Below are 24,957 nucleotides of genomic sequence, written 5' to 3'. Positions count from 1 at the left end.
GGCTTTGCCATTTGCTTTAAACGTCGACCGCACGACGTGAGCGACTCAGAATGGGGCAAATACTGAGTGCAATTGATATTATTCATTAATGCTTACAAAATACCGCATTAAAACCCGAGTCGATAACGTTCTCACCATTGCACGCACTAAACATCAATTTACGTTTTTAACAGGGATATCCAAGTTACTTCTAAATCCTAAATTTAAAAGTTATTCGGATATTATGCAGGCCAACTTTCAGCTTCAATAGCAGCTAAGGCTCTAGCTGCGCGCTGTAATGCCGGTAAAAAATGCAGTGCACTTTCTGGCTTTAAACGCATAATCGGTGCCTGAATTGCTAAGCATAAATTAGAGCGTCCAGAGGGGGTTGGTACTAATACCGCTACGCATAATAACCCCGGTAAAAACTCTTCGTTATCGATGGCATAACCTGCATGCCTAACATTATCGAGCTCAGCCTCTAATGCCTCAATATCTGTAATGGTTTTATCGGTATATTGGGTTAACGTTGCATGCGCCAATAATCTTTTTCGCTGAGATGTACTCATCTCCGACAAAAACAACTTACCACTAGCAGAGCAATGAACCGGGACTCTAGAGCCTGATTTCAAATAAAACCTCAGTGGTGCCGCCGTTTCTATTCTATCAAGATAGACAATTTCTCCGCCGGACAACGCGGTAATATTACCACTCTCACCCACATCATCGACAAGCTGGCGTAACACCGTTCGCCTTGCACTATGGGTTGTATTATTCAGTAGCAGTTGCTCTGCCAATCGGCGAAGCCTACCTCCCGTACTGTAATGACGTTCATCACCATCACGCTGAATAATTCCTGCCGCTTCTAGCTGCTGTAACATTCTGTGTAACGTGGGCTTTGGTAAGCCCGTTTCTTCAACTAATCCCTGTAATGAAAAGAACTCATCTCTTTGCGCTATCACTTCCAATAATGAAAATAGACGCAGAGTCGGTGTGTCACCATTAACTTGCACAGCGTGAGGTTGGTCAGTTTGAGAGCCTTTCATATACCTCCATTTTGATTTTTAACCCATGAGAACCATAGATTATAACCATTTTTTTTTGATAATTCATTGACGTTAACCGTGTACACCGCATAGTATCACGAACAAACACCAATAAACGGAACCTTTTGTCTCATTAATCATTATAGACTATTTATTCTAATCATATATAAAAAAACTAGCACCCGATGTAACTGAAGGATGCTCACTCACTCCCAACCAAAAGAAGACAGTGAATATGAAAGTAATAGATCGAATAATCGAGCAAGCCCGTTTATCACCACGCACGATAGTGCTATGCGAAAGTGACGATGAACGTATTGTTCAAGCTGCCTTACGCGCCAGTAAAGAGAAAATTGCTCACATTATCTTAGTCGGTAAAATCAAAACCATTCTGAAGCTTATCAATGATAACGATGCCACTAATACACTTAATGGGATTACTGTTATCGACCCTGAGCACTCTCCTCTTGTCACCGAGTTTAGCCAGGTATTCTTTGAGAAAAGAAAACATAAAGGAATGACATTAGAAGCCGCAGCACTAGCGATTAAAAAGCCACTTTGTTTTGCTAATCTTCTCGTTGATCTCGGCTATGCCCATGGCTCTGTTGCGGGCGCAGTGAATACCACAGCTGATGTGGTCCGCAATGCCATACAAGTAATTGGGGTTAGCCCTGAAGCAAAATTAGTCTCTAGCTTTTTCTTGATGATTATGTGCCAGCCCTTTCATCAACTTAAAGGCGGCATCATCTTTTCTGACTGTGGTCTCGTTATCGACCCCAATGCCGAAGAGCTCGCTGATATAGCCATGGCTGCCGCACGTAATGCCCAAGCTTTACTGGGTGAAGAACCTAAGGTGGCGATGCTCTCTTTCTCTACCAATGGTAGCGCGAAACACTCCGCCGTCGATAAGGTGGTCAACGCATCGAATATCATCAAGGCCGCAATGCCTCACTTAGCCATTGATGCCGATGTTCAACTGGATGCAGCGATTGTAGCGGATATTGCTGAGAAAAAAGGCCCTAATTCTAAGGTGAAAGGCCAATCTAATGTCCTTGTTTTCCCTAATTTAGAGGCCGGGAACATCGGTTATAAATTGGCAGAAAGAATGGCTCAGGCCACTGCTATTGGCCCTTTACTTCAGGGCTTAACCAAACCCGCTAATGATCTCTCACGGGGCTGTAATGCTGGTGATATCTTTTTAGTCATCGCTGTGACGGTAGTTCAAGCTCAAACGATGAATCATTCAGCCCGAGAGCAAAGCAGTCTGCTTACACCAATACCCGCCTGATGTTCTAGGGAGAGCTCCATGACAACGACCTTAGCTTTACTCTTATTGATCATAGTGATTGGCACTTATTTTCAAACCTCTACGGGCTTTGGTCTCGGTATTATTGTCACCGGTACAGCCACTGCACTCGGGCTAGCTGAGCTGAGTTTTATTGCCGCCGTCGTCAGCTTAATCACCTTAGTTAACTGTGCTTTTTCACTACCGGGGAGCCTTAAACAACTCGATTGGCGTGCCGTCATAGCCGCAGGTATTCCGGTATTTCCAGGGGTGATCATTGGCGTGATTTTGCTGTCTTACTTAAGCGATTTCGCGACCAATATTTTACAACTCCTATTGGGTGTGATGATTATTATTAGTGGAGTCAGCTCAATACTCAGCGCAAAAAATAGCGAAAATCAACTTCGTAGCCATGATGTCACTTTCTTTATTAGTGGTTTCACCTCGGGTTTTACCGGCGGTTTATTTGGTATGGCGGGCCCACCGCTTGTATTTCATTTTTATCGTCAGCCCTTCTCAATGGTTACCATACGTAATATGCTATTGCTGCTTTTTGCTTGCACTTCAGCGACACGTAGCGGCTATCTCGCCTACCAAGGTTTACTCACTTCAGAGATGTTAATCCTATCGGCATTAGCGCTACCTTTAGTGTCTGCGACGACCTTGCTAGCTCGGCGTTATCCTCCCCCGTTAACGCCAAAGACAATGCGTTATATCGTCTTCGTTATTTTGATGCTACTGGGCAGTTACCTGCTCATATCAGGGGTATTAAAACTACTTTAACCTCATCACCTTTTTGTTGAAGTGATGAGGTCTACTAACGTATTAAACAAAGAGACATCCAGCTCTTGCCCAAGATCAATTGCCAGATTGCGTGGATAATAGGAACTTAAGTCAATTCCTACGCCGACTCCGATGATTTCAACTCCTAGACGTTGTTGAGCAAAGACCACATCTTTAAGGTGATTGTCGAGATAAAGGGGATCATTTGTCTGGTGTGTCGCGGTATCCATAGGGCTACCATCTGAGATAACAATTAATATCTTACGCTGTGTTTCTTGATTTAGTAGCCGCTGAGAGGCCCATTCTACCGCTTCACCATCAATACCCTCTTTATACAGATCGAGTTTAAGCATCGAGGCTAGCCCAAGCCTGCCACTTCTCCAACTCTGTTTAGCCTGCTTAAAGACCAAATGTGATACCGAGTTCAAGCGACCAGGATGCGGCGGACAAGCTTGTCTACGCCATTGCTTTAACGCCGGTCCACCATTCCACGCCCCCGTGGTAAAACCCAACACTTCGGTTTCAACTTTGGCCACATCCAATGCCCGCACCAGAATATCCAGTAGGGTCGCTACTTTATTTGCATGGGTTTTCATCGAGCCTGAGCAGTCGACTAGAAAGCTCACCTGACTATGGATAATGGGTTTTAGGTGAGCTTGATAAAAAAGGGCTGTCTCACTCGGCGAACACACAATTAACGGCAGTCGGCCGCCATCGATATAACCTTCATCCTTGGCTGATTGCCAGCCATCGAGTTCGAGTTGGCTCAGTTTCAGAACGATTTGACGTGCGAGCCGGTTGATATTAATCGTTTGTTGTAAAACCAGTTTATCTAAATGGGTTCGATATTCTCGTAACAGCTCAGCACGCACTAACTTGGCGGGAAAAACCACTTTATCAAATTGCGTCGTAAACACATGATAGACCGACTTTACCTTTGAGCGGCCCTTATTGTTATCAATTATACCCGTGGCAATCCCTTCCCCCTCATGGCTAACCACATCGAGTAATATGGCAAAACCTTTAAGCACTTTTTCAGTATTTGTAGCGCCTTCATTAGCCGCTAAAATACGTTGCTCTGTTTCAATCATAGTTTCAATAATATGGGCAATTTCCAGCGCGTAATCCGCATACTTTTGTTGATCCTGCTGGCATCGACGTAAACCGGATAACGGCGTACCAATGGCGCCCGATAACGCCGCTCGAGTATGCTCGATTAAACTTTCGGTTTCAGCTGACACGGCTTGTGCCATCAATCTTGCTCGGCACATTTGAGCTAAGGTATAAAGCAAGATCCCAACGGTGGTATCGGTTAAACCTGAGTCATGAAATGTACGCGACCAATGCCTAAACAACTGATCAATATTAAGCGCCATTCCCGGCCATTGCGGGGGTAATAGGCTCTCGACTCTCGCTTGTTCCAACATTTCAAACACTAATCCCGCGATTTGAGTCTCAGGTTTTAGGCTTTGGTGAAGTACTGTGTCTGAATAAATAAGTCGTAAAGACAAAGCATCTATTCGTCCTTTAATATCAGGTTCATTAAGTGGGAATTCTTGCCAATAATGCTGTAAATGCGGCGCGTAAAATGGCATCACGCAGGTATCCAGATACAGTTTTACATTACGATATACGCAGTGCTGTGACAGACCAGTATGGGCAGAAAACGGGCTATTAAAAGTGTTAAGTAAAGAAGTTGCTAACCTGTCTGCACTGCTATCTTTTTTTTGCAGATTTTGTACCGTGTCATCATCGACCAACATCATATTGTTACTCCGTTAAGATAAATTCTTGTCCGAAGCAGCGCTGAAAATATTCAGCCACTAATTCTTTCTCTTGTGCTTCACATTTATTCAAAAATGACAGCTTAAAAGCCAAGTTGATATCATCAAATATTTGGGTGTTCTCGGCCCAAGTAATCACAGTGCGAGGTGACATTAAGGTCGAGATTTCTCCCGCCATAAAGCCTTGCCTTGTCAAGTTTGCCAATGACACCATAGAGTCGACCAAATTTTTATATTCCTTTTTAAAATTAGTGACTTGATCTAACACCATACTGACCTCCTCTGCTTGAGGTAAATAGTTGAGTGCCGCCAATATATTCCAGCGATCTATTTGTGCATGGTTCAATACCTGAACACCACGATAGAGGCCTGAGTAATCTCCTTGGCCGATCGTATTGGCTGTGGCAAAGAGTCGAAAATCAGCATGGGGTGAGATAACTCTATTCTTATCAAGTAAGGTGAGTTTCCCATCTCGCTCCAAAATACGTTGGATCACAAACATCACATCAGGACGCCCGGCATCGTATTCATCAAAAATAAGTGCGATAGGACGCTGAATAGACCAAGGTAAAATACCCTCTTGAAATTCAGTCACCTGTTTACCGTCTTTAATCACAATGGTGTCCTTACCCACTAAATCTAAGCGACTGATATTTCCGTCTAAATTAACCCGTACACAGGGCCAATTTAATCGAGCTGCCACTTGCTCTATATGGGTAGATTTACCGGTGCCATGCATCCCTTGCAACATCACACGACGGTTATGTTCAAAGCCAGCCAAAATAGCAAGTGTCACCTCTTTGTTAAAGTGATACCCCGCATCGATTTCTGGAACATACGCATTAGGTTCACGATAACCCGTGACGATTAAATCCGAATCAATGTTAAATACATCACGGACACACACTTCAATCTTAGCTGAAAGTGCAATGGGTTCATTAACGCGCTCATCAGTCATATTAAATCCACTTAAGTTTTTGTAAATAAAAGGCTATAGCCCATTTTATTAAAACAAATAGTCTTACAAATCCGTTCAAATCATCCTTTTGTTTGCATAAAACTAACACGTGAACACAGAAATCAGAACAAAAAGTACCACTTTTTACAATTAGTGTTTGACAGGATGATTTGTAGTCAATAATGTAAGGGGAGATCAGATATTGGAACAATATATTCCATAAACGATACTTACCTAAGCATTCATTCAAGGAATTACTCATTATGAGCACAAAAAATGACCGCGCTGTTGTCGAAGGTCCAACTAAGATGACACCATCAGAGGCTTTCGTTGAAACGATGGTCGCTAATGATGTGACAAATATATTCGGTATCATGGGATCTGCATTTATGGATGCCATGGATATATTTTCTCCAGCAGGCATTCGCCTTATCCCTGTGGTTCACGAGCAAGGTGCTGGCCATATGGCCGATGGTTTCTCTCGAGTGACCGGGACTCATGGTGTTGTTATCGGTCAAAATGGCCCAGGTATTAGTAACTGTGTTACCGCTATTGCAGCTGCATATTGGGCTCATAGCCCGGTAGTCATTATCACCCCTGAAACGGGCACGATGACTCAGGGTTTAGGCGGGTTCCAAGAATGTAATCAGCTCCCTATGTTCCAAGAGTTTACTAAATACCAAGGGCACGTTACGCACCCTAACCGTATGGCTGAATATACCGGTCGCTGTTTTGACCGTGCATTAAGCGAAATGGGCCCGACTCAACTTAATATCCCCCGTGATTACTTTTATGGTGAGAGTGTTTATGAAATTCCTAAGCCTTCACGTCTTGACCGTGGTCCAGGCGGTGAGTCTAGCTTAAATGAAGCTGCTGACTTACTGGCTAAAGCTAAATTCCCAGTGATTATCTCTGGTGGCGGCGTAGTGATGGGCGATGCGATTGAAGAGTGTAAAGCACTTGCAGAACGCCTAGGCGCGCCAGTCGTTAACAGCTACCTGCACAACGACTCTTTCCCAGCAAGTCACGAACTTTGGTGTGGCCCACTCGGTTACCAAGGTTCAAAAGCTGCGATGAAATTAATGGCGCAAGCCGATGTTGTTATCGCGCTAGGTTCACGCTTAGGCCCATTCGGTACACTTCCTCAACACGGTATGGATTACTGGCCAAAAGACGCAAAAATTATCCAGATAGACGCTGATAATAAGATGCTTGGTCTGGTTAAAAAAATCTCTGTCGGTATTTGTGGTGATGCAAAAGCAGCAGCTATAGCTCTGACTAAACGTCTTGCTGGACGTACGCTAAATTGTGATGCGACGGTTGCCGAACGTAAAGACAAAATCTCAGCCGAAAAAGCGGCTTGGGAAAAAGAACTTGATGAATGGACCCATGAAACGGATGCATTCAGCCTCGATATGATCAAAGAAAATGCAGAAGAAACACCGTTTTCTGGCGGTGAATACCTGCATCCACGTCAAGTCCTACGCGAGCTTGAAAAGGCAATGCCAGAAGATGTCATGGTGTCTACAGACATCGGTAATATCAACTCAATTGCTAACAGTTATTTGCGCTTTGAAAAGCCAAGAAGCTTTTTTGCAGCCATGAGTTTTGGTAACTGTGGTTATGCTTTCCCGACAATTATCGGTGCCAAAGTTGCCGCACCAGAACGTCCAGCAGTCTCTTATGCTGGTGATGGTGCTTGGGGAATGAGCTTGATGGAAACCATGACATGTGTACGTCATGAAATTCCAGTAACAGCCGTTGTTTTCCACAACCGCCAATGGGGTGCAGAGAAGAAAAATCAGGTTGATTTTTATGACCGTCGCTTCGTTGCAGGTGAGTTAGACAACCAAAGTTTTGCCGAAATAGCACGCGCTATGGGCGCCGAAGGTATCACGGTTGATCGCTTAGAAGATGTTGGCCCAGCCCTTAAGAAAGCCATTGATATGCAGATGAATGAAGGCAAGACCACCATCATCGAGATCATGTGTACCCGAGAGCTAGGTGATCCTTTCCGCCGTGATGCCCTTTCGACTCCTGTACGTCATCTAGAAAAGTACAAAGATTACGTTTAACGGTTACTGAAGTAAGCCTGGCTCGCCTTTGAGTCAGGTCCTTTTTTTCACAAAGGTCACTCATTCATGAGCACAAAACAACTGACAACGCCGCTAAGTACTTTTGGCAACGTGCAAAAGATATTACCGGGATTTATGTTATGTGGCGTTATCGCTGCAGCAGCATCGTTTATCTCTGAGCACTACGGCGGACCTAAATTTTTGTATGCATTGCTACTGGGGATCTCATTCCATTTTCTGGTCGATAACCCAAGATGCATTTTAGGCATTGAAGTCTGCGCTAAAAAGCTAGTACGTGTGGGTGTGGCCTTGCTCGGTGTGCGTATTGCCGTGAGTGACATTAGTGATTTAGGCGCTTTTGGTGTGGTTGCACTTGCAGCTGGAGTCGCACTCACCATCGGTTTTAGCTTGTTTTTAGCTCGAATATTAAAGCTACCTTATATGCTAGGTCTCCTCGCTGGAGGAGCCACTGGTATTTGTGGTATCTCAGCGGCAATGGCTATTTCATCGACCTTGCCGCAAAACGAAGAAAATGAACGATACACGTTATTGACGGCTATCGGTATTGCGACCTTTTCAACCGTCGCCATGATCACCTACCCACTTATTGTCAGTTCGCTCAGTTTAACCACGAGTGAAGCAGGTTTATTTTTAGGAGGCTCAATACATGACGTGGCTCAGGTTGTTGGCGCCGGATATATGCTGTCGCCAGAAGTCGGTGATGCCGCCACCTTAGCCAAAATGTTCAGAGTCGCCATGTTAATGCCTGTCATCATGATATTGGTTGTTGTGCTGAGATCTGAGCGAGAAAAATATGATGGAAAAGAGGGCAAGCGTCAGCCATTAGTTCCACTATTTCTAGTGGTATTCATCGCGCTAATTGCATTCAACCAATTTGGTTTTATTTCAAAAGAAGTTAGCACGCTGTTTTCAACTATTTCCAGTTGGTGCTTAGTTATATCGATTGCAGCTCTTGGCGTAAAAACGTCATTTGAAAAACTGGTCGGATTAGGTTGGAAGCCCATTGTCCTACTAATGAGTAACACGATATTTATCGCGCTTTACATGCTCATTATCGTCTATTTAAGCCAGATTATTTCTAGTTAGTAAAAATAAAAACTGAATGTAGTAAAAAAGTATGACAAATATCAACCGAATACTGCGGCGTAACGCCTTAAGTAAAAGGAACGCATATTGATATAAATTACAAAATGCGATACAAAACATTTCATTTTATGCAATAAAGATTACAAATTCATGACGTATGAAAACAGTTAAATAAATAATTAGGAAGCAACACAATGAATAATCAAGTCAGCATTAGTTTTTTAGAGGCCTTTTCTCAAGCATGGAATGACCATGATATTGACACACTTATGAGCTGTATGACTCAGGATTGTGAGTTCCATGCTACCGCGGGCTCAACAGTTTTAGGCAGTAGCTTTAGTGGTGCTGATGACGTTAAAGCCGCCTTCCAACTCGCGTGGACAAACTTTCCTGACGCGCAATGGTTAGATGCAGAGCACTTTATCATTGGTGATAAAGCGGTAACTGAATCTACATTCTGCGGTACTAAAGCTGACGGTACTCGCGTCGAAGCACGCATGGTTGATGTATTTACCCTACGTGATGGCAAAATTTTGGTAAAAAATGCCTTCCGTAAAGATCGTCCCTCACTGGCAGCGTCCGCTTAATTGCGGTCTGATTTCTGCAAAACGCATTAAGGATGACTATGAGCATACACCTCGAAACCGCTGGCTTAGATCTAAAAGCAGGGATGAATGCACGGGAACCGTATAATCCACAATATGATCCATTAGTACAGCCTAACCCAGGTCACGGGCAAGATTATGCCCCAACCTACTGGATTGGTACTGCGGGTGAAGCCCCTGAAGATGATGGCCCAATCGTGAGTGATATCACAGCCGATGTTGTGATTGTTGGCTCTGGTTATACGGGACTATGTGCTGCGATTTATCTTGCTGAGCATTACGGTATTAAAGCCACGGTATTAGAGGCAAATAGAACAAGTTGGGGCTGTAGTACCCGTAATGGCGGACAAGCTCAATGTGCATCAGGACGCTTAAAGCGCTCACAATGGATTGAACGCTGGGGAGTCGATACTGCACTGCGTATGCACCAAGAATGTCTGGATGGTATGCAAACATTTAAGGATCTGATTAAAGATATTGATTGTGAGCCTCAAGCAGGTGGACACCTTTATATAGCCCACCGCGACAAGGTTATGCCCACTCTGGAAAAAGAAGCTTCAATACTGCGTAAAACATTTAATTATGATGCGCAGATCTTAGATGCTGCCACCGTCAAAAATGAGTATGTTAATGACTCCGAAGCGGCAGGTGCTATGCACGAGCCCGAAGGTATTGGCATTCATGCAGGCAAACTCGCCTTTGGTTATTTGAAAAAAGCGCGTGCACTCGGGGTTAAAGTTCATCCTGGTAGCCCAGTTATCGGCTGGGAAACACGTAATGGAGAACATTGCTTACGTACGCCAGGTGGTGTCGTCAAAGCGGGCGCTGTAGGAATGGCAACTGGCGGTTATACTTCTCAAGGTTTGCATGCCAGTACTAAAAATCGTTTACTGCCTATTCTTTCTAATTCAATTGTCACGCGACCATTAACCAACGCAGAACTCGCAGCGTGTAATTTTAAAACTCATCAAGTTATCACCGATACCCGAATATTAAGACATTATTACCGCCTTCTACCTGACAACCGCCTTCAAATAGGCAGCCGCAGTGCCATTACTGGTAAAAATGCTCCCAAGCAAAAATACCAACAATTTCTGGAAAATGATTTAGCAAAGAAATTCCCAGCACTTAAGGGAATACAAATAGATTACTCCTGGTGGGGATGGGTCGATGTCAGCCATGACATGATGCCACGTATTTACCGACCAGATCCGAAAGAAACCATCTATTACGCCATGGGCTACGGCGGTAATGGCGTGATGTATTCAGCCCAAGCAGGTAAACGACTCGCGCAGTGGATTGCCGGAGAAGAAACTCAGATAGATCTCCCGATATTTCAATCTCAGTTGCCCTTTCCGAATGTTCGCGAGGCTATTGAATCTGAAGCATTTGCTCCTTTTAGAAGAATGGGTCAGAAGTTTTTGTACAACTGGTATCACCTTAAAGATGAAGTCTTTTAAGTTGATGCAAAATAATATTTTCAATTCGAATCTAATAATTATAAAACAGGATAGAACTATGAAATTTGTTAAAGCCGTAATTGTACCCATTATCACCAGTGTTAGCTTACTCGCAATGTCACCCATCGCTTCTGCTGAAACGTTCAAAATGGCATTAGGGGACGCTGCCGGAGGAACTCAGTGGGAATTAGGAAAAACATTTCAGGAATTACTCAACGAAAAAACAGGTGGCAAAGCCACTGTTGATCTATTTCCTAATGGCCAATTAGGCAATGAGCAAGATACTGTTAACAATGCTTCTATGGGTATATTAGACTTCTCAGTATTGGCGATTAACAACGTCACGCCATTTTCACCTAGCGTAGGCTTACTGACTATGCCCTACGTTATCTTAAGCCCTGAAGATGCAAAAACATTAACCCAAGGTAAAATCGGTCAAGAGCTCGTTCAAAATACGATTGACGATGCAGGTGTACGCATTATTGGTTGGGCATATTCTGGTTTTCGCGTACTCACTAACTCAAAACGTCCGGTAAAATCACTCGCCGACCTTAAAGGGTTAGTCATTCGTGTGCCACGTAATGAGATTATGATGTCGACCTACCAAGCCTGGGGCGTTAACCCAACACCTATGGCTTGGTCAGAAACCTTCACAGGCCTGCAGTTAGGCGTGGTTGATGGACAAGATAATCCTTATATCACTATCGATGCGATGAAATTTAATGAAGTCCAAAAGTACGTCACCAACCTTCGTTATATCTTTTCAATTGAGCCACTTATCATCAGTGAATCTGTATTCCAATCTCAAAAGCCTGCAATGCAAGCCATCATTTTAGAAGCAGGTAAAGAAGCCACTGAACATAGCTACTCTTTCTTATTAGAGTCTGAAGATAAAATTAAGAAATCTTTAGTCGCCAAAGGCATGGTTATCTCTGATCCAAGTAATGGTGAAAAAGAGTGGATAGATCTAGCAACTAAGACTGTCTGGCCTAAATTTTATGACAGCATAGGTGGCAAGGATAAACTTGATGGAGCCTTAGCAACACTCGGTCGCGCCGCTAATTAATCTCATCGATTAATTCCCTTTAAAAATAGTCATAAAAATGGCGAGTGCGAATATTAACAATGAGTTTGTTCGCTTTATTCTTAGTTGTTTATTGAGGACAAGAATATGTCTGCTAAGCATTTTTTTATAAAACACATTAATAATATTGAAGAGTATTTGTGTGCTTTATTGTTAGCCACCTTTGTTATGTTGTTATTTGCACAAATTGTATTACGCCAATTTTTTCAGTACTCCATCCCTTGGGGGGATGAAGTATCAACTTACATGTTTGTTTGGTTTGCTTATCTGGGGGCCGTAGTCGCCGCTAAGATGTCTGCGCATAACCGAGTTACATTTCAGTTTAAATGGTTTCCACCAATCGTTAAAACCATCAGTGAGACAATTGCCGATCTATTGTGGATTGGATTCAACCTCTTTTTTGTTTATTTAAGTTATGACTTTGTCTTTAATAAAATGAACCTATTTTGGAAGTCGCAAACGACAGGAATTCCAATGAAGTACTTTTACCTTATTTTACCCATTGCATTCACATTGATGTCGGTAAGAATACTGTGGAATATGTATTTACGATTATTTAAAGGGATTGAAGCTCTTGATCCTGAAGCAGAAGAACTGAAAAAAATCAGTCAAGCTAATCAAGGAGAGATATAGCATGGAACAATATCTCACGCTGATTTTGTTTGGCGGTTTCTTAGTGATGCTTATCCTAGGTGCTCCAATTACGGTCTCTTTAGCTGGCGCAGCAATGGCTGCTTACCTAATACTTGATAAAAATCCTATAGCAATGGTTCAAATCGCATTTACCTCTGTGGGTAACTTCCCTTTAATGGCCCTCCCCGCCTTTGTCCTTGCGGGTGCCCTTATGGAGGCAGCAGGTATTTCGCGGCGATTAGTCGATATAGCCGAACACTTAGCTGGCCCAATTACCGGTGGCTTAGGTGCCGCGACAATTATCGCTTGCGTATTTTTCGGCTCAATATCAGGTTCTGGTCCAGCAACTACGGCAGCAGTAGGTATGTTAATGATTCCCGCCATGGTCAAGCGTAAGTACGATAGAAGCTATGCATCAGCCGTAACTGCCGCCTCTGGTGGACTGGGTATTATTATTCCCCCTTCAATTCCCTTAGTCATTTTTGGCATCTCATCAATGGGACTCAAGCCACCCGCTGAAGCCATCGCTTTACATGGTCAATTTGCCAGTATTTCGATTCCTAAGCTCTTTATTGCAGGTGTTATTCCTGGCTTTATTATCGCTGGTAGCTTGATCGTAATGAATTATGTCATCTCAAAACGCGAAGGCTATAAAGGATTAACCGATACATGGTCGTTCTCTGAGATAGGAACGGTTTTCCGCCGCGGGATTTGGTCACTGCTTGCACCAGTATTAATACTCGGTGGCATATACTCTGGCTTCTTTACGCCAACAGAATCAGCCATCGTCGCGGTCATGTATTCACTTTTTGTGGGTTTCTTTATCCACAAAGAGATGAAAATCAAAAACGTATTTAAGTCGTTATCTACGACCACTTGGATCACAGGGCGAGTACTTCTAATTTTATTTGCCGCCACAGTATTTGGTCGCTTATTGGTCGAGCAAAGAATTCCAGCCATCATTGCTGAAAATTTACTGCACATGACCGATAACATGTACTTGATCTGGATTCTGATGATTGTCTTCCTACTCTTTGTCGGTATGTTTATGGAGACATTGGCAGCCATCATGATTATTGTCCCGGTCATGCTGCCTATTATGTATATGTTAGGCGCGGATCCAACCCATGTTGGTATCGTTGTGGTATGCGTACTTTCAATTGGGTTTGCGACGCCTCCTCTAGGGGAGAATATCTTTGTCGCATCCGGTATTGGCGGTTCGAGCGTTGAACAGATCACCGCACGTATTCACCCCTTCGTCTTAGCTTCTGTGATTGGCGTTATTATTATCGCATTCTTCCCACAGTTAACACTTTGGCTTCCCTCTCTGGTGGGATATTAATGAATCAACTCGGTAACAACACACATTTTATTAAATTGACATACTTAGGAATATTCTATGAATACTAAATTAAAAAGTAGCTTATTAGCCGCAAGTTTAGTGATCAGCACCTCTGTATCAGCAGGCATGACAGCAGCTGATGAAGATCTGAGTGTTACTCACATCGAAACAAAAGAAGAAGTTAGAGCCAAAGTACTTTTAGCAACAGCCGTTGACTATATAAAAGAAAATGGTAGTGAAGCCGCAAGTGATTTCAACCAAAAGCCTGAATTTTTTGACGGTAACTTGTATGTTTTCGCACTCAATATTGACGGTGAATTCTTAGCCAGTGGCGGTTCATCTTCTGTATTAGTCGGTGATACAGTATTAGATACCTTTGATATGTATGGTAAATATTTTTTCCGAGAAATGATCCAAAAAGCCATAAAAGATGGGAACGGAGCTGTTGAGTATCACTGGAAGAACCCGACAGATCGTTCAGCTTCACCAAAAAGAACTTTATTTCAACGTGTTGGAAATACCATTGTTGCGGTAGGCTATTATCCAGTCAGAGCTACTGCATTTCAAGCAAAAGAACTATTAGGCTTAGCCACAGTTGAAATACATAAAAATGTAAAAGCAGCGCTGCATAAATTCAATAATTTAGACGGTGAATATATTAAAGGTGATCTTTATATTTTTGTTATTGATATTAAAACAAAGTTATTTCTGGCTCACGGAGTTAGTCGCAGCTTAATCAACCAATCAATCGACACTTCGTTAGATGATGTCGGCAAAGCCGCCACCAATAAAATGCTAGAAATGGCGAAACAAAAAGATTCGGGCGAAATAAGTTATGTCTGGACAAACCCCATTACGAATGAAAAAGAAGTTAAGCGCACTTTATTTAGATTAATTGATAGGTATTTATTGTGTGTAGGATATTACACTCCGAACTAATGATATTTATTTAGTAATAAAAAAGGTTAACAACATAAAAGATTAATAATAAATTAAGCGTGGAAAACTAGAATTAATTAATAAACATCAATAAAAGATTCTTACTCTAATTTTTAACTACAAAATTAGAGTAGCGGTGTGTCTGGATTCTAAAATCAAAATAAAAAGGGATATAACAATGATGAAGATAATGACAGTACTACCTTTAAGTCTGTGTGCGTTAACTATGAGCGCCCATGCTGCAGATACACTCGAACAAAAAGTGGAAAAATTAAATGAACGAATTCAGCAGTTAGAAGGTGAAACAGCGAGTCCTTCGCAGTTTGAAAACAGTAAATTCAGCTTATACGGTTCTTTTAGACCCACATTGGTCTACAAAGACAACCAAGATAATAACTGGGATATAGGCGATGCACTCTCTAGAGTCGGCATTAAAGCTAGCACAGAGTTTTCTGATGGTTGGAGTGCAATTGCGCAAGGCGAGTGGAGTGTTGATATCTCAAATAATGGTGATTTAGGTAAAGCTCGTTTAGCCTATCTTGGTATTGCTTCACCTTATGGACAAGTTGCCTTTGGTAAGCAAAGACCGGCTCAATACACCTTAATTGAAGAATATGTTGATATCTTTAACAATGCAGCTAGCCCTTTTGCTTTCGATAGCAACGGACCATTTTTTGTTGATAACTTCGCTACCTACAAATTAAGTCTCAAACAATTTACCTTGATGACCTCTGCTCAGCTAAATGGTAACAATGATACTTACCTGTATAACTCAGGCCTCGCTTTTGATAAAGATAGCTTTCATGTTGGTGTCACTTATCTAGATCAAAACACCAGTGATTCAGTCAACGGTGCTGAAATTAATGGCGAGCAAGAAACCTGGGCAGCCTCTGTGGCTTATGGATTTAAAAATGGTCTTTACTTAGCTGCAGCCTATACCGATGTTAGTTACGACTTTGATGTCTCTTCTATTGATAAGAGCGGCAGTACATTAGATACAGCACTTGCTTATCCTATTGCTGATCAATATAAAGTTAAGCTCGGTTACTTTGATTACGATGACGGTAAGAGTGATCTATTCAGCCAAAGCTACAGCGGTTATAACACTACTCTTGAGTGGAACCCTGTTAGCAATATCCGCCTTCACTTAGAGTACTTAGCTAAAAACTATGATCAACAAAATGATGATCAAAGCGTGACACTTGGCTTCCGTTATGACTTTAATATGATGTGGGGAAAGTAAAATATTATTAACCCATTTTTTATAAAAGCCTTTATCATTCAATAGCTGCAATCACAGCTATTGAATTTATTTATATATACAACATTCATACTACACAATGTATTGAGTGACTCATTATAACCCCACACAATGATATCAAATTTATAATTAAAACTACTTAATATCTCCGTTATAATTTATCAACACCAACAAAAAAGAGCCCATGAATATTGAAGTTAATTAATTTTAAAAACTTATTTAAAAACGTGTAATAAATTATAATCCAAAACAAAGTTCCCCTTAGGTGTTATCGTTATAATGGATTTTAAATGCACTATAAACACCATAATACTCAGGGTCAGATCGTGAACGTTATTCAAGCAGTTTCAGCAAAATATTGACCGAATCAATTACTTGTGAGCTTATACTCCTTTTTAAGGAGTCTCATTATGTATATCGAATCATTCAAAGAACATTTTGGCGCGATTGACGACTACCGCCAAAGTGCAAAGATCACCTATCCATTGTTCGATATACTGTTCGATTCTCTTTGCGCTGTTATTGCAGGTTCGAATGATTGGTTCGATATCGGAGAATACATTACTGGTCACCACCATTGGTTCAAAACGCAAAAAAATTGTACCGGCGGGATCCCTACTGACGATACAATTGCTAGAACAATTCCTGTTATTACTCCTGATCGTTTTAACGAGTATTTTCTAGTATGGATGCAATCGGTTCAGCAGCTAACTAATGGGGAAGTCACTGCGATTGATGGAAAAACGCTACGCGATTCATATAATCGTGATGACCAAAACAGCACTATTCATATGATAAGTGCTTATGCTTCAACAAATAAGCTGGTACTTGCTCAATTAAAATTAGACAAAAAAAATAATGAAATCACGGCAATTACAGAACTTTTTTGAAAATACTAGAACTACGCGGATCGCTAGTGACAATCGATGCAATAAGCAGTCAAACAACGATTGCTAAACGATCATCGACAAAGATGGTAATTACCTACTGGCTATAAAAAACAATCAAGGCCGCTTAGCTAAAGCGGTAAATCAAGCTTACTTGAGGCATATGGCTCTCAACATGCTTAGAACAGAAGCGACTAAGCTCAGTATCATTGGTAAACAAAAGCGTTGTTTAATGAATCCTCAACATCTAGAAAAAGCTTTCCTCCCTAGATTATGTAGCTCGACTAAATAATGAACACTCATGCGTTTGTCCTGTGATTACTATCCCTCTCACTTATCGCGTTCTTTGATCGATATGAAGCGGTCAATTAATACAACAAACGTAGCATCACTAAGTCCTTTTTTGTAAATAAAATAATTTCATAACTATGCTACATTTGGATCTAAATATGGATAGGCAAGAAGAGCCAGCTTATTTATGAGGTCTATATATTGTTTCTTTTACCATCCACCCACATCTTAATTTATAATCTTTTATCAAATATTAGCCACCACTAAAGATGACTAAAATTGCCTTGAGCAGAACGATAAAACCTACTTCATTGCCGCTTTTACATATACATCGAATCTGTTTTTCTTTTGCGCCAATACCATACTCGGTTTTACACCGTCGAGGTCTTCAGCGTAGTCAGGGCGCTTAACTACAACGCGTTTAGCCGTTAAACGTTTGTGTAAACTATCAAAGTAGGCCACATCAATACTCACACTATAAAATAAGCTCATTCAAGCATTCAACAATCTAACTGTCGTCATAAGCACACTCCAATGATGTTCAAAAATAATCACTTCACAACTTAGACCTGCTATTCACAGAGTGGTCACAAACCAGAGTAAGCCGGAAGTACCACTCGCGGGCGGAAAGGTAGTTAAAAAACACAAAACACTACATATTAACAACATAAAATACTGTTAATTAGTGATTTCTTGTATTTACAAACTATTTGAACATCGCGAAATATGAGTGTATAGAACCGCGTGGGAAGATACTTTGATTGAAGAATTGAAGCTTGCTCACACACATTTTTATAGATATAGGAATTGTAAATGAAGAAATTGATTTTATTCGCTGCAATAACGATAAGCCTTTCCGCTTGTGGTGGCGAAGTAGAACACAACGTTAATAGCCTTATTCACCCAAACAAAGACAAACCAACTGAGCAGGTAGCACCAACATTGCCTGCAGTTAAAACTCCTGAGCTAGCAAAAGAGCCACCTAAGCTATTTCAAAGAGTTCCGCAGTTAATGACTGCAGGTTATCAGGCACCAAGCTTACAACCGGTTATAGCGCCTAAACCACTTTATCAGAGAGCCCCGCTGCTGCAGCCTGTTACTTTCAAAGTGCCTAGTTTAGTTAGTAATGGTTTTATTACTCCAGACCAGATAAAAAACTTAACTCCTACGCTTCACCAATCGCCGGTTAATAATAAAATGGTTGCACCATATAAATTACCATCACTTACGCCAAGTATTAGCCCACAGAGAATACCAATGCTTAAGCAGTTAACTCTTAACACAATGCTAACTCCGTCATTAGTGCCGGTTATTGTTCCTGATATGCTTGGAAATAATAAAGTACCGCAGTTTGAGCCCATTGTATCGCCGCAACTAGTACCAATGAAAACGCCTAGTCAGCTTGGTAACGATAAAATACCTACTTTAGAACCACAGGCACCAAAAGAAGCATTAATGCCGTCATTAGTACCGGTTATCGCTCCGAGTAAGACGATTAACAATGAAGCACCACAACTATCGCCAGTATTAGCGCCAATTATGACGCCGCAGGTGGTGCCTATTAAAATGCCTAGCAAGCTGGAGAATGATAAAATACCTACTTTAATACCACAGGAACCACAAGATCCATTAGCGCCGTCACTAGTGCCTGTTATCGCTCCTAATAAACTTGGCAATGATGAAACTCCACAATTAATACCAGAGTTAGCGCCAATCGTGTCGCCGCAAGTAGTGCCAGTAGAAGCACCTAATAAGCTTGGCAATGATAAAGTGCCTACATTAATCGAATCGCCACAACCAAAGCCGTTAGAACCGCAGCTAACACCAATACAGGAGCCAAAGAGACTTGGTAATGCTGAAGTGCCGGTTTTATCACTTCAAAATCCTGGTGGGAATTTAACGCCTAGTGAATTTCCAGTGCCACAAAAAACAGCACAAAAAGAGCCTTTATTGCCTGAGTGCCATATCAATAAGAGTGATATTAGTTTGTCTTATCTTGGCTTAGGAACATTGAATGAAAATACTCGATACGTATTTAGCCATAACACATGCAATCCATTGCATACCGTTACATACATTTTGAATAATGAAACTGCTATTCCACTTCAAGAAATTGTCTATCAAGATAAAGGCGGAGTTGTTAGTAGAGATTGGAAATATCAAGACGGTGTAATGACAGCTCATGCCAAGATAATGATGAAACCAACTAAAGAGCAAGAGGCAGTTGGTGCGTTAATGTGCTTCGCAGATATGAATAGTGTTACTCAGTATGGTGAGGTAATACATAGAAGTTATAAGAGTTGGTGTAATAATCTAGGATTGCGTGTAATAGATAATCCTATTGAGCAGATGAACGATGTTGGCGAATGGAAATATGACAGCATCATTAATAGAGAGCTGTCAGAGAATGCCAGAAATATGTATTACCAGTACAGCAAGCAAGCGTTAAAAGATAGCGGGTATGAAGTTAAGCATATAGAAGTCAACTAACTGAAATGGCCGCACAGCTTATTGTGCGGCCTCAATATAATGTTGCACGTGGAATTCTCACCGTTATTTACCCTCGTGAACCAGGGAAGTTAAGAGTTCATGTAAACGCTAATAGTCTCTGGTGATTCAGGCCAACACTCACACAAACTTGAATTAGTGACTCGTTCTTTGTCCGTATATTCACTAGGTTGTGTTAATGATGATCTTTGCTCAGCAATTGAGAACATTAGGTAAATGAGGAGCATTAACCGCTTTAAAACTCCTAGTCATGTCTAATTTGTCAGACTGTCGGTACGTTATGCCAATGTATGAGTTCAACCATAGCGACTAATTGTCGAAACAATAACTTAAACCTACTTCATCGCCGCTTTAACATATACATCGAATCTGTTTTTCTTTTGCGCCAAAACCATACTCGGTTTTACCCCATCGAGATCTTCTGCATAGTCAGGGCGTTTAACTACCACGCGTTTGGTGGCTAAGGCTTGAGCCGGTTTAAGTAAACCATCAGCATCTAGATCTGCCCCTACAAGGGTTTGAAAGACACGCATCTCTTTTTTAACTAACGCCGATTTCTCACGGTGTGGATACATAGGATCAAGGTAGACCACGTCAATTTCGGTGCCTGATGATTTAGCGGCATCGGCTAACGCATTAAGGCTTGAGCCATGGAATAAGCTCATGCGCTCTCGCATCCACTCTCCAATTTCAGCATCGTCGTAGGCTCGGCGTAAACCATCCTCCAATAAAGCGGCCACCACAGGGTGACGCTCAACCATAATCACTTTACACCCGAGACCTGCAAGCACAAAGGCATCGCGACCTAGGCCAGCGGTACCGTCCACTACGGTTGGCATTACGCCTTGCTTAAGGCCGACCGCTTTTGCAATTGATTGACCTCGACCGCCACCAAACTTACGTCGGTGTGCAACGGCACCAGAAACAAAATCAACGTTAATACCGTCCAATTTTGGTTCATCACGCTTATACAGACTTAAGGTGTTGTGCTCAAAGCGTAACTCAAACTGCGCTTCTTTATCCCAAACCAGTCCCCAGCGTTCACTAATATCAGCGAGAGACGGGTATTGCGGATTAAAAAAAATCGGTATTTGCAAAAGTAATTCCAAGTGTTTAAGAGGCTCAGTCACATTATGCCAAAAGCCAGCGAGAGTGAATACCTATACCTGATGCCACATAAAACTTATAATGACGCTATTACACAGTTTATGACTGTCCATTTAAGTCTGGAATCCTCATGTTAAGTTACCGTCACGGCTATCACGCTGGCAATTATGCCGATGTCCTCAAGCACGCAATCTTGGTGCAAGTGCTGAAATTAATGCATAAAAAAGATAAGCCAATGGCCTACATTGATAGCCATGCTGGCGCTGGAGGTTATGCACTCACGGACGACTTTTCAAAAAAGACCGGCGAGTATTTAGAAGGCGTCGCGAGACTGTGGGAGCGAAGTGATTTACCTGAATCTTTAGTACAGTACATTACCGATGTGACTCATTTTAACCAAGGTAAGAAAGATCTCGAGTTTTACCCAGGCTCGCCTGCCTTTGTTGATATGAACATGCGTCAGAAAGATCGCATGGTTTTGCACGAACTGCACGGTACTGACTTTCTAACACTGGAAGAACAATTTGCCGGTGACAAACACGTTAACGTCATCAAGGGAGACGGCCTCAAAGGTATGATTGGTGCTGTGCCACCTCTTGAGCGTCGTGGGGTTATTTTGATTGACCCGAGTTACGAAATGAAAACGGATTATCAAGATGTTGCTAAAGCCATTATCAAGGCGCACAAACGCTTTTCTAGCGGCGTATTTATGCTTTGGTATCCGGTCGTTGATCGCGCGCAAACCGAACGTATGCTTAAGGTATTGGCCGAAAGCGGTATTAAGAACCAGCTGCGTATTGAACAAGCGATTAAGCCAGACAGTGATGAATTTGGTATGACGGCCGCTGGGTTGTGGATTATCAATCCACCATGGCAATTAGACACCATTGCTAAAGAGATGCTCGATTATCTTGAGCGGCGTATTGGCCAAAATGGTGGTAAAACCGTGGTTAAACTAGAAGTTGCTGAATAACGTCTGACGTTATTACCTGACATAAAGCGCTCATGCGAATCAACCTGCATGGGCGCTTTTGTTTTAACCCTAGCTCACTATAAACCTGATACTACCAATTAAAACTATAAACACTCATCGTCATCGTTAATCTGACGAGTAAATAAGCCCATAATTGCACTTAAGATACCTATTTCTGTATCGTGATTATCGCTAGAGAATGTTTGACCTGGACGCGAATCTCTAACTTCTCGATCAGCCGCATTAGTACTTGCACCTTTTACAAAATCACAACCCGCATTAGACACCGTATTGGATGAGCAAGCCACTGTGCTAATGGAAAGTAGCGCTATTGATAATATTAAAACTATTTTCATAAAAATTTATTCATCCTTGATTAAAAAAATGCCCCAGCAGCCCCAGGGAAGACTACCGGACTGACGTTTCCGTTAGCACTCACACTCGCAACACCAAATAGGTAGTTATCTATCACCATGTTTTCCAGCTTGAACGAATTGACCTTGCCCACATAACGGCTATGCGTCCATTCTGACTCTGTGGTTAACCGCCAGTACACTCGGTATCCCACCACCTCTTTTTGCTTAGCAGCATGCCAATTTAGCGTGGTACTGGCTGACACTTGGCCTTCAATACTGACACCAGCTGGCGGCGCGGGTGCCCATGCCATTGAGGCTAAGCTAATGGCATTTAACGCGGTTAATTTTGCATTAAAATTGAAATCAACACCTTCAATTACATCACCATAAGCAATGCCATTTTCAACGCGAATATCTTGATGTTGGCGGTTGTAGTTCTCGTTAGTTTCCATGATGCGCACGGCCGGTAAACCCGCTTTGTTAAAAGGCAGATGATGGCCGCCACGACCAAAGCGATCTAAACGGTACACCAGCATGACATCTAAGTTAGTCATGTATTGGTCTGCTAACGTCTTAATTTTACGGGCAAGGTTACGTGATGCAGAATCATTTTCGCCGCCACTAAAATAACGCTGTTTGGCTTCATCTGTGGTTTCTGCAATCCGTACCCCTTCAGAAAAGACCCGCACTGAGTGGTTATCGATTACCCCGTTAATGCCTTCAATGTTACCTATCATGTCATTGTTTAATACAGCCTGAACTTGCCAGCCTTTATCTTTAGCGTATTGCGCTAGCGTTGCGCCACCGTATAAACCTTGCTCCTCGCCCGATAACGCCGCGTAAACAATGGTGCCGTTAAACTGGAACTGAGATAACACTCGCGCCGCTTCTATCGCGCCAGCCACACCCGATGCATTGTCGTTAGCACCCGGGGAGAGTGACGTTGCATTCATCACATCAGTCACTCGGGAGTCAATATCACCGCTCATCATCACTACACGCTTAGGATCTGTACTACCACGCTGAATCGCAATGACATTGACCACTTCGGTAGGATTAGGAATGCGCTTACCCGTGACAGTATCGGCAAGTGTTATAACCTCTAGGCAGCCACCACAAGCTGTAGATATCTGCTCAAATTCCGCTTTTATCCAACGTCTTGCCGCGCCAATACCTTGAGTATCAGATGCTGTTTCAGACAGCGTATGCCGGGTACCAAAACTCACCAATTTCTCAACATCACTACGTAAGTGATTAGCGCTTGGCGCAGTCGCGATAGTGTATAAGCGCATGTCTTCTGCAGAGGGAGCAACATTAGCTTCGCTGGCAACACTGCTTGCTGCCACTACCGATAACGCAAGCGCAGCCAAAGGCCACTTAGCGCTGAGAGACCATTTACCAAAGAACGTATTCATCTGATGATTCTTTTTGTTGTTATTTTGCGCACCACTTTAGCAAAACGGCAGCCATTACGGGTAATTAAGCCACCCTCAATTGTTAGTATGTATGTCAACTGAAAGGCATCGCTTCATTTAATAATAGCGATAGCTATCTTCCATTAGAGATCGAGGATTAACACCTGTAAATCAATCATCATCTAACACTGAATCAAGCTCTGCAAAGAACCAACGCATCACAGGTCCAATTTCTTTATCACGTCGATTAACAACCCCGATTTCAACTAATAGCGGATCGGGAATATATTCTGTCGATAGCTCTAGTAGTTCATTGGAATACCACTCCGTTTTGGCCACATGCTCAGGTACTAACGCCCAACCAACACCTTGCAGCGCTAAGGCCACCATGTAGTAATAGCTGTCGATATACCAATGGTTTGCCGATAATGGCTGGCTTTGTGATTGCCCGGTTCGATCGCAAATAGCTAACTGCCGATATTGCATCAATTGCTCCAGCGTCGGCACGGGCACTTGCGCTAAAGGGTGCTGTGCTGATACGACTAAACTATGTTTGAATTGACCAATTGACATAAATTCTAATGCGTCGGGCAGCGATACGGTGTGAAACATAATGCCAATATCCGCGCGCCCTTGGTCCACCCAGAGTGCAATGTCTTCTTGGGAACCATTAATAATCGTCAGTTTAAGCAGCGGGAATTGCGTCGATACCCGCAAGAAAAAGGTTTCAAACGCATTCACCGGCACGGCTTCGTCAATCGCTACCGTAAGCGCAACTTCTTCGCCTAATGTCGCCGTCATCGCCCGAGCGTGTAGGCGTTGGCATTGTGCTAATACCGATTGCGCTTCGATAAACATCTCTTCACCTAATGGCGTAAGTATGGGTAATTTAGCGCTACGATCAAACAGTTCAAAACCCAAATCAGCCTCAAGGTTACTTACCGCGGTGCTCACTCGTGATTGTGCCTTGCCCATACGCCGACCCGCCGCCGAAAATGATCCTAACTTGACCGAATTCACAAATGCGTTTAGTTCATCTAAAGTCCAGTTCACAACCACTCCTATATCAAAAACAGATA

General features: G+C 42.4%; 20 protein-coding genes and 2 pseudogenes. 14 read left to right on the top strand and 8 right to left on the bottom strand.

Annotated elements, in window-relative coordinates:
* Positions 1-221: 221 nt before the first annotated feature.
* Positions 222-1,025: an IclR family transcriptional regulator gene (locus CXF82_RS21620; protein ID WP_102044929.1), complete on the bottom strand. Its 804-nt coding sequence runs from the start codon at positions 1,023-1,025 to the stop codon at positions 222-224.
* 235 nt (positions 1,026-1,260) lie between these two features.
* On the opposite strand from CXF82_RS21620, the gene pta reads away from it, so the two are divergent.
* Together pta and CXF82_RS21610 are read left to right on the top strand one after the other, a co-directional pair.
* Positions 1,261-2,313: a phosphate acetyltransferase gene (gene pta / locus CXF82_RS21615; protein ID WP_102044928.1), complete on the top strand. Its 1,053-nt coding sequence runs from the start codon at positions 1,261-1,263 to the stop codon at positions 2,311-2,313.
* A gap of 18 nt (positions 2,314-2,331) precedes the next feature.
* A complete protein-coding gene (locus tag CXF82_RS21610) occupies positions 2,332-3,093 on the top strand; it encodes a sulfite exporter TauE/SafE family protein (protein ID WP_102044927.1) in 762 nt (253 codons plus the stop codon).
* A 5-nt stretch (positions 3,094-3,098) separates the two neighbouring features.
* On the opposite strand, the gene CXF82_RS21605 is transcribed toward CXF82_RS21610, so the two are convergent.
* The gene (locus tag CXF82_RS21605) at positions 3,099-4,859 is read right to left on the bottom strand and encodes a cobaltochelatase CobT-related protein (RefSeq protein WP_102044926.1); all 1,761 of its coding nucleotides are present in this window, start codon (positions 4,857-4,859) and stop codon (positions 3,099-3,101) included.
* A 4-nt stretch (positions 4,860-4,863) separates the two neighbouring features.
* On the bottom strand, positions 4,864-5,835 hold the full coding sequence (locus CXF82_RS21600; protein WP_102044925.1) for an AAA family ATPase: 972 nt from the start codon (positions 5,833-5,835) through the stop codon (positions 4,864-4,866).
* Between the two features lie 263 nt (positions 5,836-6,098).
* Between CXF82_RS21600 and xsc the strand changes: the two genes are divergently transcribed.
* From xsc to CXF82_RS21550, 10 genes and pseudogenes are all read left to right on the top strand, one after another.
* Positions 6,099-7,910, top strand: coding sequence for a sulfoacetaldehyde acetyltransferase (gene xsc, locus CXF82_RS21595; protein WP_180961127.1), 1,812 nt, complete (start codon positions 6,099-6,101; stop codon positions 7,908-7,910).
* Between the two features lie 66 nt (positions 7,911-7,976).
* Positions 7,977-9,017: a YeiH family protein gene (locus CXF82_RS21590; protein WP_102044924.1), complete on the top strand. Its 1,041-nt coding sequence runs from the start codon at positions 7,977-7,979 to the stop codon at positions 9,015-9,017.
* Between the two features lie 194 nt (positions 9,018-9,211).
* On the top strand, positions 9,212-9,604 hold the full coding sequence (locus tag CXF82_RS21585; RefSeq protein WP_101090042.1) for a nuclear transport factor 2 family protein: 393 nt from the start codon (positions 9,212-9,214) through the stop codon (positions 9,602-9,604).
* 38 nt (positions 9,605-9,642) lie between these two features.
* Entirely contained in the window at positions 9,643-11,082 is a 1,440-nt protein-coding gene (locus tag CXF82_RS21580; protein WP_101090043.1) for an NAD(P)/FAD-dependent oxidoreductase, read from the top strand.
* 58 nt (positions 11,083-11,140) lie between these two features.
* Positions 11,141-12,148, top strand: a complete 1,008-nt coding sequence (locus CXF82_RS21575; RefSeq protein ID WP_102039927.1) for a TRAP transporter substrate-binding protein — start codon at positions 11,141-11,143, stop codon at positions 12,146-12,148.
* Between the two features lie 105 nt (positions 12,149-12,253).
* On the top strand, positions 12,254-12,799 hold the full coding sequence (locus CXF82_RS21570) for a TRAP transporter small permease (protein WP_102044923.1): 546 nt from the start codon (positions 12,254-12,256) through the stop codon (positions 12,797-12,799).
* 1 nt (position 12,800) lies between these two features.
* Positions 12,801-14,141, top strand: coding sequence for a TRAP transporter large permease (locus CXF82_RS21565; RefSeq protein ID WP_101090046.1), 1,341 nt, complete (start codon positions 12,801-12,803; stop codon positions 14,139-14,141).
* Between the two features lie 57 nt (positions 14,142-14,198).
* Positions 14,199-15,080: a cache domain-containing protein gene (locus CXF82_RS21560; protein ID WP_101090047.1), complete on the top strand. Its 882-nt coding sequence runs from the start codon at positions 14,199-14,201 to the stop codon at positions 15,078-15,080.
* Positions 15,081-15,258: 178 nt separating this feature from the next.
* The gene (locus tag CXF82_RS21555) at positions 15,259-16,323 is read left to right on the top strand and encodes a porin (RefSeq protein ID WP_257982842.1); all 1,065 of its coding nucleotides are present in this window, start codon (positions 15,259-15,261) and stop codon (positions 16,321-16,323) included.
* A gap of 428 nt (positions 16,324-16,751) precedes the next feature.
* A pseudogene (locus CXF82_RS21550) lies at positions 16,752-17,397 on the top strand (ISAs1 family transposase); the annotation flags it as partial.
* 425 nt (positions 17,398-17,822) lie between these two features.
* Here the strand turns inward: CXF82_RS21550 and CXF82_RS21545 are convergent.
* Positions 17,823-17,951 (bottom strand): annotated as a pseudogene (locus tag CXF82_RS21545) (class I SAM-dependent methyltransferase); the annotation flags it as partial.
* A gap of 381 nt (positions 17,952-18,332) precedes the next feature.
* Between CXF82_RS21545 and CXF82_RS21540 the strand changes: the two are divergent.
* Entirely contained in the window at positions 18,333-20,009 is a 1,677-nt protein-coding gene (locus CXF82_RS21540) for a hypothetical protein (protein WP_102044922.1), read from the top strand.
* Between the two features lie 353 nt (positions 20,010-20,362).
* On the opposite strand, the gene CXF82_RS21535 is transcribed toward CXF82_RS21540, so the two are convergent.
* The gene (locus CXF82_RS21535; RefSeq protein ID WP_101090162.1) at positions 20,363-21,124 is read right to left on the bottom strand and encodes a class I SAM-dependent methyltransferase; all 762 of its coding nucleotides are present in this window, start codon (positions 21,122-21,124) and stop codon (positions 20,363-20,365) included.
* Positions 21,125-21,264: 140 nt separating this feature from the next.
* Between CXF82_RS21535 and CXF82_RS21530 the strand changes: the two genes are divergently transcribed.
* The gene (locus CXF82_RS21530; RefSeq protein ID WP_101090048.1) at positions 21,265-22,107 is read left to right on the top strand and encodes a 23S rRNA (adenine(2030)-N(6))-methyltransferase RlmJ; all 843 of its coding nucleotides are present in this window, start codon (positions 21,265-21,267) and stop codon (positions 22,105-22,107) included.
* A 104-nt stretch (positions 22,108-22,211) separates the two neighbouring features.
* On the opposite strand, the gene CXF82_RS21525 is transcribed toward CXF82_RS21530, so the two are convergent.
* From CXF82_RS21525 to CXF82_RS21515, 3 genes are all read right to left on the bottom strand, one after another.
* Complete coding sequence (locus tag CXF82_RS21525) at positions 22,212-22,463, bottom strand: hypothetical protein (protein WP_101090049.1); 252 nt, start codon at positions 22,461-22,463, stop codon at positions 22,212-22,214.
* A 20-nt stretch (positions 22,464-22,483) separates the two neighbouring features.
* Positions 22,484-23,878, bottom strand: coding sequence for a M28 family peptidase (locus tag CXF82_RS21520; protein WP_101090050.1), 1,395 nt, complete (start codon positions 23,876-23,878; stop codon positions 22,484-22,486).
* 171 nt (positions 23,879-24,049) lie between these two features.
* A complete protein-coding gene (locus CXF82_RS21515; RefSeq protein ID WP_101090051.1) occupies positions 24,050-24,931 on the bottom strand; it encodes a LysR family transcriptional regulator in 882 nt (293 codons plus the stop codon).
* Between the last annotated feature and the right edge of the window lie 26 nt (positions 24,932-24,957).

The organism is Shewanella sp. GutDb-MelDb (genome assembly GCF_002836075.1).
Taxonomy (GTDB): Bacteria; Pseudomonadota; Gammaproteobacteria; order Enterobacterales; family Shewanellaceae; genus Shewanella.
Note: the sequence above shows the minus strand (reverse complement) of the source record. Positions and strands in the feature narration are given on the sequence as shown.

Excerpts from the sequence above, each read along its gene's own strand:
- CXF82_RS21620 (WP_102044929.1), bottom strand. The coding sequence starts at position 1,025 with ATGAAAGGCTCTCAAACTGACCAACCTCACGCTGTGCAAGTTAATGGT.
- pta (WP_102044928.1), top strand. The coding sequence starts at position 1,261 with ATGAAAGTAATAGATCGAATAATCGAGCAAGCCCGTTTATCACCACGC.
- CXF82_RS21610 (WP_102044927.1), top strand. The coding sequence starts at position 2,332 with ATGACAACGACCTTAGCTTTACTCTTATTGATCATAGTGATTGGCACT.
- xsc (WP_180961127.1), top strand. The coding sequence starts at position 6,099 with ATGAGCACAAAAAATGACCGCGCTGTTGTCGAAGGTCCAACTAAGATG.
- CXF82_RS21570 (WP_102044923.1), top strand. The coding sequence starts at position 12,254 with ATGTCTGCTAAGCATTTTTTTATAAAACACATTAATAATATTGAAGAG.
- CXF82_RS21540 (WP_102044922.1), top strand. The coding sequence starts at position 18,333 with ATGAAGAAATTGATTTTATTCGCTGCAATAACGATAAGCCTTTCCGCT.
- CXF82_RS21525 (WP_101090049.1), bottom strand. The coding sequence starts at position 22,463 with ATGAAAATAGTTTTAATATTATCAATAGCGCTACTTTCCATTAGCACA.
- CXF82_RS21565 (WP_101090046.1), top strand. The coding sequence starts at position 12,801 with ATGGAACAATATCTCACGCTGATTTTGTTTGGCGGTTTCTTAGTGATG.
- CXF82_RS21575 (WP_102039927.1), top strand. The coding sequence starts at position 11,141 with ATGAAATTTGTTAAAGCCGTAATTGTACCCATTATCACCAGTGTTAGC.
- CXF82_RS21560 (WP_101090047.1), top strand. The coding sequence starts at position 14,199 with ATGAATACTAAATTAAAAAGTAGCTTATTAGCCGCAAGTTTAGTGATC.
- CXF82_RS21605 (WP_102044926.1), bottom strand. The coding sequence starts at position 4,859 with ATGATGTTGGTCGATGATGACACGGTACAAAATCTGCAAAAAAAAGAT.
- CXF82_RS21555 (WP_257982842.1), top strand. The coding sequence starts at position 15,259 with ATGATGAAGATAATGACAGTACTACCTTTAAGTCTGTGTGCGTTAACT.
- CXF82_RS21530 (WP_101090048.1), top strand. The coding sequence starts at position 21,265 with ATGTTAAGTTACCGTCACGGCTATCACGCTGGCAATTATGCCGATGTC.
- CXF82_RS21580 (WP_101090043.1), top strand. The coding sequence starts at position 9,643 with ATGAGCATACACCTCGAAACCGCTGGCTTAGATCTAAAAGCAGGGATG.
- CXF82_RS21600 (WP_102044925.1), bottom strand. The coding sequence starts at position 5,835 with ATGACTGATGAGCGCGTTAATGAACCCATTGCACTTTCAGCTAAGATT.
- CXF82_RS21520 (WP_101090050.1), bottom strand. The coding sequence starts at position 23,878 with ATGAATACGTTCTTTGGTAAATGGTCTCTCAGCGCTAAGTGGCCTTTG.
- CXF82_RS21585 (WP_101090042.1), top strand. The coding sequence starts at position 9,212 with ATGAATAATCAAGTCAGCATTAGTTTTTTAGAGGCCTTTTCTCAAGCA.
- CXF82_RS21590 (WP_102044924.1), top strand. The coding sequence starts at position 7,977 with ATGAGCACAAAACAACTGACAACGCCGCTAAGTACTTTTGGCAACGTG.